The following is a 13619-nucleotide window of genomic DNA, read 5'->3' as shown; positions in this document are numbered from 1 at the left end:
TGGAAGCAGAAGAGCTTGAAAACAGCAAAAATGTCCATTTGGAATGGACATTTTTGCTGTTTTTGTATTTGTGTGGGGTCAGACCCCTATTCTTCAAACCAGAGAATGCCTAGCGTTCCTGCTCCTACATGCACACCGACTGCTGGGCTCAGCTGCCCTAAGTTAAATGTGATGTTTGGATATTTTTCTTTTAATAGATGAAGCCAATCTTCTGCTTTTTCAGAAGAACCGCTGTATACCACACTTACCCCGTAAGCGCCGTTTTGTTCAGCGGCTTCTTCAAAAAGAGAAAGTACACGTGACTCTGCCCTCTTTAGCGTTCTGATCTTTTCAAAAGGAACGAGTGAACCATCGTCAAATGTAAGAATTGGTTTGATCTGGAGAAGGTTTCCTACTAGAAAGCCTGCTCCTGATAATCTTCCACCCTTTCTTAACTGTTCAAGGTTTCCAATACAAACATAGCCTTTGACGTGATTGGCTGTTTCGCGAAGCACTGAGGCTATTTCTTCTGCTTCCAAACCTTCTTCCTCGAGCTTCATCCCTTTTAATAGAAGCTGTTTCATTGATTCGGATATGATTTTTGAGTCTACAATATGTACGGGAAAACCGGCCATTTCCGCACCGAGTCTAGAACCGTTGATTGTTCCGCTAAATTTCTCGGAAACGTGTATGGCGATTGCGCAATCATAATCTTGTTTAAGAACTTCGTAAAAATCTGAGAACTCCCCAACCGTAGGCTGGCTTGTTTTAGGCAATTCTGTGACGGTTTCTAATTTTGAATAAAATTCATCTGGTGTGATATCGACACCATCTTTGTAAATTTGGTTTTCCATGAAAATTGATACCGGAATAATATGAATACCTAGTTTCTTAGCTTCTTCTTGGGTAATACAGCTTGTACTATCCGTGACCCATGCAATACGTGCCATCTTGCATCCCCCTTTATCTCTCTATTTTTTATTAGATAGAAAGAAAACAAATTCCTCTTTTCTCTGTAAAAAATATTTTTATTTCTAAATTAAATCTATATTTCAATAGTTTAAATACTAGCACAGGGGTACACATTAAAAACTAGATACTTTATACTACACTTTAATGGAACTTATCGGAAATTTATATTAAAATAGGAGTAATGTAAGCTAAGGAGGCAGTACTGTGAAAGTGGTAGCAGATAGTAGAAATGTATTAAATGATGTAGAGCGCATAGAGAAAGCGTTTGTAGAAATCATGGATGTGTTAAAGCCCGAGATTTGGGAAGAAGCAGAGATTACCTCCACTCAATTCCAAATACTTAGGACACTTTCCACTCGCGAGAAATGGACGGTTTCTGAGATTGCTGATGCTATGAAAGTACGCGCAAGTGCTACTACCGTTATCATTGACCGTCTCGTAAAACGGGGATTAGTCGATCGTTATCGCTCTGACTTGGATCGAAGAATTGTATATGTGCAGCTAAATGAAATCGGTTTAGTAGCATTTACTGCAATTCAAGAGAAAAGAAACGGAGTGCTTTTGAAGTACATGTCCCAACTGACGGAAAAGCAGCTAGATGATATGGTTCATTGTATTGAACACCTTTCTTCAATTGTTAAGAACTAATTAACCTGCTAAAACAATAACCGCAGCTTAGTTTTACTAACTTTCATACTAAAGAATTAACACGTTTTCTATTTGGAAAAACGTGTTTTTTTATTTGTTCTTTTTAACGCCAAAGCAAAAGAAAGACTTCTTTCTTACATCCCTCTAATATCTCTTTTAGGGTGTAACAAGAAGAATTATTTTTGACTTTATTTGGATAAACCTTAACATTCATTAAAAAAGTACGATATAACAGACAAAGACTAGTACAAAAGTTTGAATATAAAAAATAGGGGTCAAACATGTCAAAGATAAAAAGGTTGGAAAGACTTTTACTTTCCATTAACTCAAAAAAGCATTTTACTTTAAAAGAATTAGCTGATGAGTTCCAAGTATCCACGAGAACGATACAGCGTGATCTATTAAATCTTATTGAAATGGGACTTCCCATCGTTTCAGAATTCGGTCCGCATGGCGGTTATCGCATTGAGAACGATCGAATCCTTCCACCGATTGGATTTACTGAATTAGAGGCATCGGCCATCCTCTACAGGATACAAATGTACAAAGAGGCGGCATTTCCGTTTCAGCTGCAAAGTAAATCCATTGAGAATAAATTGAATCACTATTTGCCAGATGATGCAAAGGAAAATGGGGAGCAGATCAAAAAGCGGCTTTCTGTCCACCTCCCCTTGCCTCCTCATCATTCACTTGCACCCATATTATTAGAAGCTGCTGTTAAGCAAAAAATTGTTACGATCCTCTATCAGATGGATAATCAAAAAATGTATTGCAACATTCAGCTGATTGGTATGTACAGCGAAAATGGTGAATGGTTCTGTCCGGCTTTTTGTTACTCCCTTATGGATTTTCATATTTTCAAACTTACAGACATTCAAAACGCGGTAATCAACTATGAGCCTATGGAAGTAAAGGACTTCTCAAATGTAACCATTCACAACTGGGCTGCAGAAATTTCACCTAAAAGTTATTTAAAGCTAGATGCTGAAATCACGCCTGGCGGATTGCCATACTGCAGGTCACACCCTTTTTTGAATCAATTTTTAAACAAGATCAATGAAAACCCAGAAAGTCTTAAAGGAAATATATTAGTTACATATTTAGAAAAGGTTGCAGAATATTTATGGCCTTTAAAAACAAACATAATCATCCATTCCCCAAAGGAAATTAAAGAACTTCATGCACAGTGGGCGAGAGAAATATGTGCTAAAGATGAAGCTATTTTAAATATGTAATCAAAATGATACATATTTTTCCTCTTTTAGGCGTATACTATAAGTAGAACAGAAAAGGGGGATATCTATGGCTTTTTTTTCAAAACAACCTGCAGAGCCGATTCCAGACGTAGAAACAAAGGTATGGGCATGTACGAGTGACGGTTGCTCATGCTGGATGCGCGCTGATTATTCTTTGCAAAAAGAACCGCAATGCCCCATTTGTCAATCAGCAATGAATGAGGAAATTCGTATGCTTCCTGAACTCAAAAGCTAATGAAATAAATAGAATTCTGCCGGGTGAAAATTGCCCGGCTTTTTCTATGTATAGGCTATTTCAGCTGAAGATAAAGGGTTTAGTTCTTCTTTTAACCGGGTAGGGTTTGTATACAGACTAAAAGGAGGATTTGATACTATGCCTAACAATACAACTACAACAACAACTACAGCGGAGCCGGTTTTCACACATTCTGATTTCCAAACACGTGACAATACTTATACAGAAGTTAACAAGAAAGGGAATGCTTCTGGTTTCACTACGGGACTCGTAGTCGGAAGTCTAGTTGGAGCTGCAGCAGCCCTGTTATATGCGCCTAAAAAAGGAAATGAATTCAGAAACGATCTGCGTGATTCTTCTTTAAAATTAAAGGAACGCACTCAGCAATTAAGAGATGAAACCAAATTAAAAGCGCAACTTGGAAAGATGGACGCAAAAGACACGGTTGCTTCCATTAAAGAAAAATCCGGCAACCTCTCTTTCTCTGCACGTCAAAAATTGCAAGAAGCAAAGAGTACCGTAGGCGAAGTAAAAAAAGAAACAAAATCTGCTATTGATGAAGCAAAATTAGAAGCGGAAAAAGATAGTGCTCAAACAAATGCACAAACTCAAACAAAAGCTGTGGTAACACCGCGAACAATGGATTCAACTGATACACATCAAAAAACAGGTACGGATTCAACTTACGAAAAGAAACAAACGGATATTAACAAGAGTTCGTACTAAAAAATAGTTTCTGTTACACTGCTGCTGATTTTCTTATCATCAATCTTTTCTAAATGTGGCTCACCGCCTGCCCCGCGGAAAGCGAGCAGCCTGAAACGGAAATCAACTACTTTCAAAAGCATCAAAGAAAATGACAACAGCAAAAAAATTAAAAGCCGGGACATGATGTCCGGCTTTTTTCTTAACCTTTTAATAACCTCAGACCATTTAAAATGACTAAAATCGTACTTCCCTCATGCCCGATTACCCCAAAGGGCAGGGTAAGAAATTCAAGATAGTTTGCACAAAGCAGTATAAAGATGACACTAATTGAAAACACAATATTTTGTTTAACTATTTTAGATAGTCGTTCTGATAACTTCATGGCATAAAGCAGTTTGCTAAGATCATTCTTAATCAATACAACATCTGCTGTTTCAATTGCTGCATCACTTCCCATGCCCATCGCTACACCAACGTCAGCCACAGCAAGTGCTGGAGCATCGTTTACCCCATCGCCGATCATCGCTACAACATTTTGCTTATCTCTCCAATTTTTAACGGTATTCACCTTATCTTCAGGCATACAGGAATAACCAACTTGATCTACTTTAGCCAGTCTGCCTATTGCTTCTGCCCCACGTTTGGAATCACCTGTCAGCATCAGCGTTAATATTTGTTTTTGTTGAAGTGATTGAATGGCCTCAACCGATTCTTCCCTTATCGTGTCTCCTATTAAAAAATAGGCTGCAAGCTCACCGTCTGCAGTTACATATACAACGGTATGACCTGCTTCCCCTTCTCCCTCTTCCATTTCAGACAAAAGCTCACATTCTTGTTTTTCAGAGATTCCGGTCCAACTTCGGTTGCCAATCTTCCAATTGACCTTCTCTATTTCAGCACTTACACCATTCCCGGGAAAATCTTCAAAACATGACAAGTCTTTTGGTAATCCCTTTGTTTCAGTTTGAAGGTTTTCCATGATTGCTTTCGCAAGAGGATGCGTACTATTTTTCTCAATTGTATAAATGATTGAAATCAATTCTTCTCGTTTATAGTCACTGTGAACATATTTCGCTATTTTTACAGAAGGACATCCTTTTGTTAATGTCCCTGTTTTGTCAAAGGCAACCACGTTCACTAAGCTTAATTTTTCAAGAAAAACACCGCTTTTAAAAAGGATTCCGTGCTTAGCTGCGTTTGACAAAGAGGCAAGAAGAGCGGGCATTGTTGAAGCGACTAAAGCACAAGGAGAAGCAACAACTAAAAGAACACACGCACGGTACAATGATTCAGAATAAGTCCAAATTCCAGTTGATCCAGGAACTAATACGGTTAGCGCCGCTGCTAACAGTACAAAAAGGACATATTTTGTTTCAAATTCTTCTATTTTTCGCTGTACAGGCGGTGCTTCACTTTGTGCCTTGTTCACTAAGTCTATCATTCTTTGAAAAACAGAATCCTTCATGAATTTCGTTACCTTAATCTCTAGAAGACCTGATTGATTAAGTGTTCCTGCCAAAACGTGAGAAGAGATTCCAACTTCTTTTGCAATGGGCTCCCCTGTCAGAGCTGATTCATTAACAAATGAGCTGCCTCTTAAAACGATCCCATCTGCAGGTATGCGTTCACCTGGTTTAACTTTTATGAGATGATCAGGTTCTAAGGATGAAGCATTTACCCTAAATTCTTTATCATCAGAGATCAGCCAAGCTTCTTCAGGCTGTAATGAAATGAGGGCTCTAATTTCTCTATCGCTTTTTTGAAGGGTGTACATCTCTAGAGCTCCTGAATAAGCAAAGATAAGAATCAGTACAGCTCCTTCACCCCAATAACCAATCGCTGCAGACCCGATTGCAGCAAACATCATCAAAAGTTCAACATTCAACTGTTTTTCTTTGAGACTTTCCTGTATTCCCTCAACCGCTTTTGCGTACCCGCCAATGACAAAAGCTAAAAGATAGAAAAGAACATAAAACGGGGAATCTGAATATTTTTCCATCATCCAAGCCGACAGTATGAATACACCGGCTATCGTTGCCATTATAAGTTGAGTCCGTGCAGAGAGTTCCACTGAACACCCCTCCCGTGTATTTGATAATAACTATCATCCTCAAGTACCCCTAAAAAAGCAGAAATGCTGCCGTCTTTTACGACAGCAGCCTGAAAACTATCCAATATTCGGTTCCTAGCTCTAACAGTGTATGTTAAAATTTTTAGAATGTGACACGGTTTTCTTACTTTATTATACACAGGAACTCACTTATTTAGAATCACTTAGAGCGGCAGATTTCTTCTTTTAAATACAATGATGCTTATGGCTAACAATAGAATCGTTGTTACAGCAAGAATGGATCCTGTCAGTAATGCATCTGTTTCATTATTGATCATCTTAATAGGATCGTACAGCTTAAAAATGGAAAGGTTTAACAGCCATTCTGTTTTCTCACTTAACTTCCCTGCCATATTGAACATATAGAAAACCAGTGTGATACCTGCTGATACTCCAAGTGCCTTTTTCTCATCGTTACAGATAGAGGAAATGAGGAAGCAATAAGCTGCTACGCATGAAAAGATAAGGAATGTCAGCACATTTAGTTTAACGAATGATCGAACATCCAATTCATAACCGCTGATCAGCCACTCGCTTGCTGCAATACCGCTCAAAGTCGTAAAAACAACGATACATGCAAGGCCCGTAATCAGGACAGCTGCTTGAGTTGAAGCAATCTTAACCCTTGAATTAGGTGTTGCAAGTAAATAGGCCATTGAGCCTTGATCAACGAGCCGTGCCATTAATCGGGTGGATGTTAAAATTACATATACCATTAGAATAATTAAAAATAGCATGCCATAAAACTCACCAGCTATATAGTCTGATAACGAGTTAATGCCATTTTCCATTCCGATCAGCTTTCGCATTCCTTCTGGTAATGCGGCAATCATTTCGTTAAAGCCCTTCATATCTGCAATGGATGGATAGATCCATATAATAAGTACGATATACGCTACAGCACCATAAATGAATCCACCGAGCATCTTTGCGTGACTTTTCATCATCGAAAGGTAAAGAGGCCAGCTCATTTTGCCACTTCCCTTCTATCGTAGTAATGCATGAAGATATCCTCTAAGTCCTGTGGCCTTGTATCTAGATGTTGTACTTCACATTGACTTAACAATTGAATAAACTCCTGATCATTTCCCTGAACCGTAATGTGAACAGTTCTCTCCCCTATAACTTCAGTTAAAAGCGATGATTGTACCATTTTTTCTATATCCGCGTCCGTTCTAACCTTCACTTCAAAAACTCTCCGCTGAACAGTTCTTAGCGAATGCATGTCTTCATATGCGACTAATCTGCCATCCTTAATAATTCCTGCTGAATCGCATGTACGCTCAATTTCATGAAAACTGTGTGAGGACATGAGAATGGTTTTGTTTTTCATTTTTTCTTCTAAAATCAGGTCAATAAACACTCGTTGCATAAGGGGATCAAGTCCTGATGTAGGTTCGTCAAGGATAAGCACCTCTGGCTCATGCATAAATGCTGCAATAATTCCAACCTTCTGTTTCATCCCTTTCGACATCTTGCGTATCGGAGTTTTCACATCCAACTGAAACCGTTCAATCAGTTCGTCTCTTCTTTTAGTTTCTTTCTGCTTTCTCATTTGCTGGATCAATGTCAAAAAACTCAAACCAGTCATTCCTTCTAAGAACACAATTTCACCAGGGAGATAGCCTGCAAGTTTCTGAATCTGAGCAGAATTCTTCCAGCAATCTAATCCATGTATGGAGGAATGACCGCTATCTGGTTTCATAAATCCCATCAAGTGACGGATTGTTGTTGACTTCCCAGCACCGTTTGGCCCAATGTATCCAAAAACTTCACCTTTGTTTACTTCAAAGTGCAGATCAAACAATCCTTTTTCTGATGTGAATGCCTTTGTAAGTCCATCTACTTTAATCATTGTCCCACCCTCTTTTTGAAATATTTTTATATTTATATTTCAAAATCATCATATACTTTTTCTCATTTTGTGACAATACTTTTTGAAATATCTTATTTGTTATTTTTCAAAATATGATTTATTCTTATAAAGAGGTGAAGGAAATTGAACGGATATGAACGTCGTAAAAAACAAAAAAAGGCTGATATTAAACAAGCTGCTTTTTCCCTCTTCCAACAACAAGGTTTTAAGGATATAAAAATTGAAGATATCGCAAAACAAGCCGGTGTATCCCAAGTCACCATCTACAATCACTTCGGCAGCAAAGAAGCTTTGTTTCGAGAAGTGGTTAAAGACTTTACTGAACAGCAATACGAGTTCCATAAGAACCTATTCAATAAAGACCTTTCCTTTCAAGAAAAAATGAAGGCAAGCATTCTTCATAAGACAAAAGAGGTGCTGAACATCCATCCTGAAGTTATTCAAGAGATGATGTTAAACGACGAAGAATTAAGGACCTATCTAGCTGAATTTCAGTCTAAATATGCCCTTCCGTTAATCGTCGGCTTAATAAAAGAAGCTCAGCGTAACGGTGAGATTAATCCTAACCTTTCAGAGCAATCCATTATGCTTTATATACAGCTATTCAATAACGACATGCTCATTTCTATGATTACAGGCGAAAACGGCAAAAAGCTTGCTGCTGATATCTTTCAAATGTTTTTCTATGGATTATCTATGCCTGCAGAAAATGAAGGTTGACGTACGGATCATTTTTTTCCGTTCTTTTTTTATAGGCTGGGTTGATTGAATAAAGATGCTTTAACTTATTAAATTAGCAACAGCTAAAACACAATAAAAAGGTCTCTTAAAGGGAGCTTTTCTAAAAGATTGTTGCTTTATGATCTCTCGTTATTTTCTTCTGTGACAGTTGATTGGAGTACAGGTGGGAGCCTCCTGCCCCACGGAAAGCGAGCATCTGAAACGGAAATTAACCCTTCACAAGAACAACAAAGCAGTTCTAAAAGTTCTTTTCAATAGGAATATTCCAATAAAATTAGCAATACCCCATTTGTAAAAAGTTTGTAAATTTTAGATTACAAAATAGACAAATTCGACAAAAACTATCAATTTATTTCAACTTTATATATAATGTTTTGGATGGGCAAAAAGCTTATAAAGAGAAGAGCTTCCATCTTTATAGAAAAAGGATTAAAGACATTTCTTTTGGAGGGTACTATGTTTACAAAGAAAAAGGATAAGTTCATGGTCATGCTAACAGATATTGCCAGCAACTTAAAAGAATCTGCAGGATACTTTCACGATTTCAAAATCAATAACAGCGATGACTTGCGTGAATTTGCAGATCACCTGAAACAGCTTGAATCAAAAGGTGATTCTTACGTTCATACCGTAATCATGGAACTGAACAAAGTGTTTATTACACCTATCGAGCGAGAAGATATCTTGTCACTTGCAATGAGCATGGATGACATTTTGGATGGCATTGAGCAATCATCTGCTTTGTTTGACATTTATGCGATCACAAACCCTGATCAATACATGGTTAAGTTTGTTGAATACATCAAGCTAAGCGCTGATGAAATACTTTTAACCGTTAACCTGCTATCTGAGAAAAAACTTCTTGATATGCGTGAACATGCTATTAAAATTAAAGATTACGAATCAAAGTGTGACGATTTATACCGTGAAGCACAGCGTGAATTGTTCGCATCTCAAACAGATCCGATCAAAGTAATTAAGTATAAAGAAATGTATGAAGTGCTTGAAGGCATTGCCGACAGCTGCCAAAACGTTGCAAATACTTTAGAATCTATCATCATGAAAAACGCGTAACGGGTGACTGGCATGGATACAGTATTACTCATTACCATTCTTGTTGTATTTTGTGCGCTAGCGTTTGACTTCATAAATGGTTTCCACGATACAGCAAACGCGATTGCCACATCCGTATCAACAAAAGCACTAACACCAAGAAGAGCCATTATTCTGGCTGCTGTTATGAACTTTGTCGGAGCCATGACATTTACTGGTGTTGCAAAAACAATTTCTAAAGACATTGTGGATCCGTTCACATTGCAAAACGGATCTGTTGTTATACTAGCTGCCCTTATTGCGGCCATTACATGGAACTTGATTACATGGTACTACGGTATTCCAAGTTCATCATCACATGCTATTATTGGGTCTATTGCTGGTGCTGCGATTGCAGCTGCCGGTTTTGGAGCTTTGCATTATTCTGGATTTCTTAAAATCATCTATGGTCTACTGCTTTCGCCAATCTTAGCGTTTGCAGTTGGATTTATCTTTTATAACATTATTAAAATGCTGTTTAAAAATAGTAATTTAACGAAGACAAACAATGGTTTTCGTAAAGTTCAAGTGGTTACTGCAGCTTTCCAAGCCTATTCACATGGAACGAACGATGCGCAAAAAGCGATGGGTATCATTACGATGGCGTTAATCGCGAACGGCTATACAGACAGTACAGACATTCAATTATGGGTACAAGTTTCCTGTGCGCTTGCAATGGGTCTTGGAACATCGGTAGGTGGATGGAAAATCATTAAAACAGTAGGCGGAAAGATTATGAAAATCCGTCCTGTTAACGGTGTTTCTGCCGATCTAACAGGTGCTTCTGTTATTCTTGGGGCTTCCGTTTTAGGGATTCCTGTAAGTACCACTCATGTTATTACCTCTTCTATTCTAGGCGTTGGAGCTTCTCACCGATTAAAAGGGGTTAAGTGGGGTACGGCAAAGACCATGTTAATCACGTGGTGTATTACGCTGCCGATCTCTGCATTATTAGCTGCTTTAACTTATTTTGTATTGAATCTATTTCTTTAATTAGCAAAGCCTGGGGCTCATCCTAGGCTTTTTTTGTTATACGTAAAGACAGAGAGAAAGTTTCAAAAATAATAAAAAACCCCCTAACTCGGGCTGGAGTTAGAGAGTTTTGAACTTATGCCCCTTTTTGCTGAGTTAATGGAGCTGTCTTTTTTAGAAGCCAGTTCTTCCCTTCAACTAAGCGCGCTGTCATCATACTCGCTACATTATCCCCTGTTGCGTTCAGCAATGTGGCTGGCGGGTCAATAATAGCTGAGATCGCTGCAATGATAGGAAGCGCTTCAGGAGGAAAGCCGAACAGAGACAAGATCAGCATTTCGGCGATTAAACCACCTTGAGGAATGGCTCCCATTACCATACCTACTAAAAGGGCCACACCGCCAACTAGCAGATACGTGTTGATGCCTGAGAAATCCATACCGAAAATCCCAAAAAGGAATGTAATTTTTAAAACTCCACCGATAACCGAACCATCTTTGTGAAGTGTTGCACCAAGTGGAATGGTCGTTTCGCTGATATCATCAGGCACTCCCATTTTCTTTGCTGCTTCTAAGTTAACTGGGATGCTTGCAGCAGAACTGCACGTTGCAAGACTTGTAACAGATGGCGAAAGCATGTTTTTCCAGAATGTACGAATTCCAAGCTTTCCATGTGCCATAAACGCATACAGCGTAAAGAAACCAAAGAAATACAGAATCGAGAACGGATAATAGAATAAGACCGCTTTAAAATAAGATCCTAGCAATGTTGGACCAAACTCTCCAACTAGTGCTGCGAAATACGCACCTAGCCCGATTGGTGCATAGTACATCACGTACTTCACCATCTGGAGAGTAACTTCGCTTCCAGCTGATAAAAAGTTTGCGAGTGGCTTTGCTTTTTCTCCGACTTTTGATGTTGCGAGTCCTAGTAGAACGGAAAATAGAATAAGTGCTAACATATTTGCACGGCTTAATAGATCCACGAAGTCTGGAACTGTTACCGTGCTGACAAGTTGATCACCAATCGATACTTGTTCGCTTGATGCCTCAGGTTTTACAAGGTCGATGTTAACTCCCTCTGATGGTGGAAAAACTTTGATTCCTGCCATACTGATGATTGCAGCAACCGTACCTGTAAACAAAAAGACAATCAGCATAGAGCTAATGATCTTGCCAAAACGTTTTGCTCCAGCCATGTTTGCCACACTCGATGAAATGGAAAAGAAAACGAGTGGAACAACAATCATGAACATCACGTTTAGAAATAAGTCCCCAAACGGCTTTAGCACCGCTGCATCCTTGCCCATCGTTGAACCGACGATACTTCCGACAATAATAGCCAAAAGTAAAATAATAGGCGAGCGGTAGGCTTTCCACGTATTTTTCATATTACATTCTCTCCTTAAATAGAATCATAGCCACTTCATCTATTTTATACGGAAAAAATATTTTTCATAGGGTTTAATCAAAAAAAGATTGGGGACAGACCCCGGGTCTGTCCCCAAACCATTTAATATGCTTTTGCCCAATAGACGAGGTGCTTGCCTTCTTGCTCGCAGCAAACACACTTTTCTGAGATCTTCTCTTGATCGAATGGCAGACATCTTGATGTTGCGCCTGTTTCGTCTTTAATATAGTTTTCACACGCTTCATCTCCGCACCACATCGCTTTAATGAAGCCGCCTTTTTGAACAAGCTGATTCTTAAACTCATCAAATGTTGTTACAGCTGTTGTTTTGTTTTCTCTATGTGTTTTTGCTTTTTCAAACAAGCTATATTGGATATCGTTAAGAATTTCCTGAACTTGTGTTTCCAAATTATGCAGAGATACGGTCTGTTTTTCTCCTGTATCACGGCGAACTAAAATAACTTGCTTCTGTTCAATGTCCCGTGGTCCAACTTCTAAACGAAGCGGTATTCCCTTCATCTCATACTCATTAAATTTCCACCCTGGTTTTTTATCGCTGGCATCAATTCCTGTCCGGACGGTTTTAGATAGCTTATCCTTTAGGTCGTATGCAAAGTCAAGAACCCCTTCTTTATGCTGAGCGATTGGTAAGATCATAAGTTGAGTTGGAGCTATTTTTGGAGGAACGACTAACCCTCTGTCATCACCATGGACCATGATCATTGCCCCTATGATTCGAGTCGTAAAGCCCCATGATGTCTGCTGCACAGTCTGAAGTTTGCCTTCTCTGTTCGTAAATTCAATACCAAACGCTTTTGCAAATCCGTCGCCTAAATGATGAGAAGTTCCAGACTGCAACGCTTTTCCGTCATGCATTAGACTTTCGATCGTGTACGTATATTTTGCTCCAGCAAACTTTTCTTTTTCTGTCTTCTGACCTTTAATGACAGGAATGGCGAGATATTCTTCGCATAGTTTGGCGTATACGTTAAGCATGCGAACCGTTTCTTCATGCGCCTCTTCATCTGTTTCATGGCACGTATGACCTTCCTGCCAGAGAAATTCAAGTGTTCGAAGGAAAGGTCTTGTTGTCTTTTCCCATCTCACAACGTTTGACCATTGGTTGTATAGCTTTGGAAGATCACGATACGAATGAATAATGTTCTTAAAATGCTCTGCAAAAAGAACTTCTGATGTCGGGCGGACACAGAGGCGTTCTGTCAGTTTTTCTTCACCGCCATGCGTCACCCATGCGACTTCAGGTGCAAACCCTTCGATATGATCTTTTTCCTTTTGAAGCAAGCTTTCTGGTATAAAAAGCGGCATGTATACATTCTCATGTCCTGTTTGCTTGATTTGGCTGTCGAGCTCCTTTTGAATGTTTTCCCAAATCGCATAGCCGTATGGTCTTAAAATCATAGATCCTCGCACGCTAGAATAATCAATAAGTTCTGCTTTTGTGACAACATCGGTATACCACTGTGCAAAATCGTCTTTCATGCTTGTTACATCTTTTACGAAATCCTTTGACATGGTTTATGCCCCTTCCTATTTAGAAAATAAAAAAAGCCAGCTTATCGTTAGGGACCAAAAATTTGGCGGTACCACCCTAATTCAAAG

The 13619-nt window shown here is 38.9% G+C and carries 13 protein-coding genes and 1 other annotated feature (1 of these 14 only partly in view); of the genes, 7 read left to right on the top strand and 6 right to left on the bottom strand.

The annotated features are described in order from the left end of the window. Positions 1–86 precede the first annotated feature (86 nt). On the bottom strand, positions 87–929 hold the full coding sequence (locus tag AWM68_RS03735; protein ID WP_066236994.1) for a DegV family protein: 843 nt from the start codon (positions 927–929) through the stop codon (positions 87–89). Between the two features lie 226 nt (positions 930–1155). Here AWM68_RS03735 and AWM68_RS03730 point away from each other — a divergent pair, with 226 nt between their 5' ends. From AWM68_RS03730 to AWM68_RS03715, 4 genes are all read left to right on the top strand, one after another. After that, the gene (locus tag AWM68_RS03730; RefSeq protein ID WP_066236990.1) at positions 1156–1599 is read left to right on the top strand and encodes a MarR family winged helix-turn-helix transcriptional regulator; all 444 of its coding nucleotides are present in this window, start codon (positions 1156–1158) and stop codon (positions 1597–1599) included. 281 nt (positions 1600–1880) lie between these two features. Beyond that, complete coding sequence (locus tag AWM68_RS03725) at positions 1881–2834, top strand: helix-turn-helix transcriptional regulator (protein WP_066236986.1); 954 nt, start codon at positions 1881–1883, stop codon at positions 2832–2834. Between the two features lie 67 nt (positions 2835–2901). Then, a complete protein-coding gene (locus tag AWM68_RS03720; RefSeq protein WP_066236983.1) occupies positions 2902–3090 on the top strand; it encodes a cold-shock protein in 189 nt (62 codons plus the stop codon). Positions 3091–3228: 138 nt separating this feature from the next. Beyond that, complete coding sequence (locus AWM68_RS03715) at positions 3229–3816, top strand: YtxH domain-containing protein (RefSeq protein ID WP_066236981.1); 588 nt, start codon at positions 3229–3231, stop codon at positions 3814–3816. A 181-nt stretch (positions 3817–3997) separates the two neighbouring features. On the opposite strand, the gene AWM68_RS03710 is transcribed toward AWM68_RS03715, so the two are convergent. The 3 genes from AWM68_RS03710 to AWM68_RS03700 form a co-directional block, all read right to left on the bottom strand. Then, positions 3998–5869 (bottom strand): heavy metal translocating P-type ATPase, encoded by a 1872-nt coding sequence (locus AWM68_RS03710; RefSeq protein WP_066236978.1) that lies wholly within the window; start codon positions 5867–5869, stop codon positions 3998–4000. A gap of 203 nt (positions 5870–6072) precedes the next feature. Next, entirely contained in the window at positions 6073–6879 is an 807-nt protein-coding gene (locus AWM68_RS03705; RefSeq protein WP_066236976.1) for an ABC transporter permease subunit, read from the bottom strand. Continuing rightward, on the bottom strand, positions 6876–7763 hold the full coding sequence (locus AWM68_RS03700; protein ID WP_066236972.1) for an ABC transporter ATP-binding protein: 888 nt from the start codon (positions 7761–7763) through the stop codon (positions 6876–6878). The genes AWM68_RS03705 and AWM68_RS03700 overlap by 4 nt, the downstream gene beginning before the upstream one ends. 144 nt (positions 7764–7907) lie before the next feature. On the opposite strand from AWM68_RS03700, the gene AWM68_RS03695 reads away from it, so the two are divergent. The 3 genes from AWM68_RS03695 to AWM68_RS03685 all read left to right on the top strand — a co-directional run bounded on the left by AWM68_RS03695 (position 7908) and on the right by AWM68_RS03685 (position 10610). Continuing rightward, entirely contained in the window at positions 7908–8504 is a 597-nt protein-coding gene (locus AWM68_RS03695) for a TetR/AcrR family transcriptional regulator (protein WP_066236968.1), read from the top strand. Positions 8505–8981: 477 nt separating this feature from the next. Then, the gene (locus AWM68_RS03690; RefSeq protein ID WP_066236965.1) at positions 8982–9599 is read left to right on the top strand and encodes a DUF47 domain-containing protein; all 618 of its coding nucleotides are present in this window, start codon (positions 8982–8984) and stop codon (positions 9597–9599) included. Between the two features lie 12 nt (positions 9600–9611). Then, positions 9612–10610, top strand: coding sequence for an inorganic phosphate transporter (locus AWM68_RS03685; protein WP_066236963.1), 999 nt, complete (start codon positions 9612–9614; stop codon positions 10608–10610). 115 nt (positions 10611–10725) lie between these two features. On the opposite strand, the gene AWM68_RS03680 is transcribed toward AWM68_RS03685, so the two are convergent. Together AWM68_RS03680 and proS are read right to left on the bottom strand one after the other, a co-directional pair. Continuing rightward, positions 10726–11979, bottom strand: coding sequence for a dicarboxylate/amino acid:cation symporter (locus AWM68_RS03680; RefSeq protein ID WP_066236960.1), 1254 nt, complete (start codon positions 11977–11979; stop codon positions 10726–10728). Between the two features lie 122 nt (positions 11980–12101). Next, entirely contained in the window at positions 12102–13532 is a 1431-nt protein-coding gene (gene proS / locus AWM68_RS03675; RefSeq protein WP_066236957.1) for a proline--tRNA ligase, read from the bottom strand. Positions 13533–13578: 46 nt separating this feature from the next. After that, positions 13579–13619, bottom strand: a binding site (T-box leader) (it continues 175 nt past the right edge of the window).

It is taken from the genome of Fictibacillus phosphorivorans (genome assembly GCF_001619875.1).
GTDB lineage: Bacteria > Bacillota > Bacilli > Bacillales > Fictibacillaceae > Fictibacillus > Fictibacillus phosphorivorans_B.
Note: the sequence above shows the minus strand (reverse complement) of the source record. Positions and strands in the feature narration are given on the sequence as shown.

What these genes read in the sequence shown, in the direction of transcription:
- AWM68_RS03735 (WP_066236994.1), bottom strand. Translation starts at nt 929, where the DNA reads ATGGCACGTATTGCATGGGTCACGGATAGTACAAGCTGTATTACCCAA.
- AWM68_RS03725 (WP_066236986.1), top strand. Translation starts at nt 1,881, where the DNA reads ATGTCAAAGATAAAAAGGTTGGAAAGACTTTTACTTTCCATTAACTCA.
- AWM68_RS03720 (WP_066236983.1), top strand. Translation starts at nt 2,902, where the DNA reads ATGGCTTTTTTTTCAAAACAACCTGCAGAGCCGATTCCAGACGTAGAA.
- AWM68_RS03715 (WP_066236981.1), top strand. Translation starts at nt 3,229, where the DNA reads ATGCCTAACAATACAACTACAACAACAACTACAGCGGAGCCGGTTTTC.
- AWM68_RS03705 (WP_066236976.1), bottom strand. Translation starts at nt 6,879, where the DNA reads ATGAGCTGGCCTCTTTACCTTTCGATGATGAAAAGTCACGCAAAGATG.
- AWM68_RS03700 (WP_066236972.1), bottom strand. Translation starts at nt 7,763, where the DNA reads ATGATTAAAGTAGATGGACTTACAAAGGCATTCACATCAGAAAAAGGA.
- AWM68_RS03690 (WP_066236965.1), top strand. Translation starts at nt 8,982, where the DNA reads ATGTTTACAAAGAAAAAGGATAAGTTCATGGTCATGCTAACAGATATT.
- AWM68_RS03685 (WP_066236963.1), top strand. Translation starts at nt 9,612, where the DNA reads ATGGATACAGTATTACTCATTACCATTCTTGTTGTATTTTGTGCGCTA.
- AWM68_RS03680 (WP_066236960.1), bottom strand. Translation starts at nt 11,979, where the DNA reads ATGAAAAATACGTGGAAAGCCTACCGCTCGCCTATTATTTTACTTTTG.
- proS (WP_066236957.1), bottom strand. Translation starts at nt 13,532, where the DNA reads ATGTCAAAGGATTTCGTAAAAGATGTAACAAGCATGAAAGACGATTTT.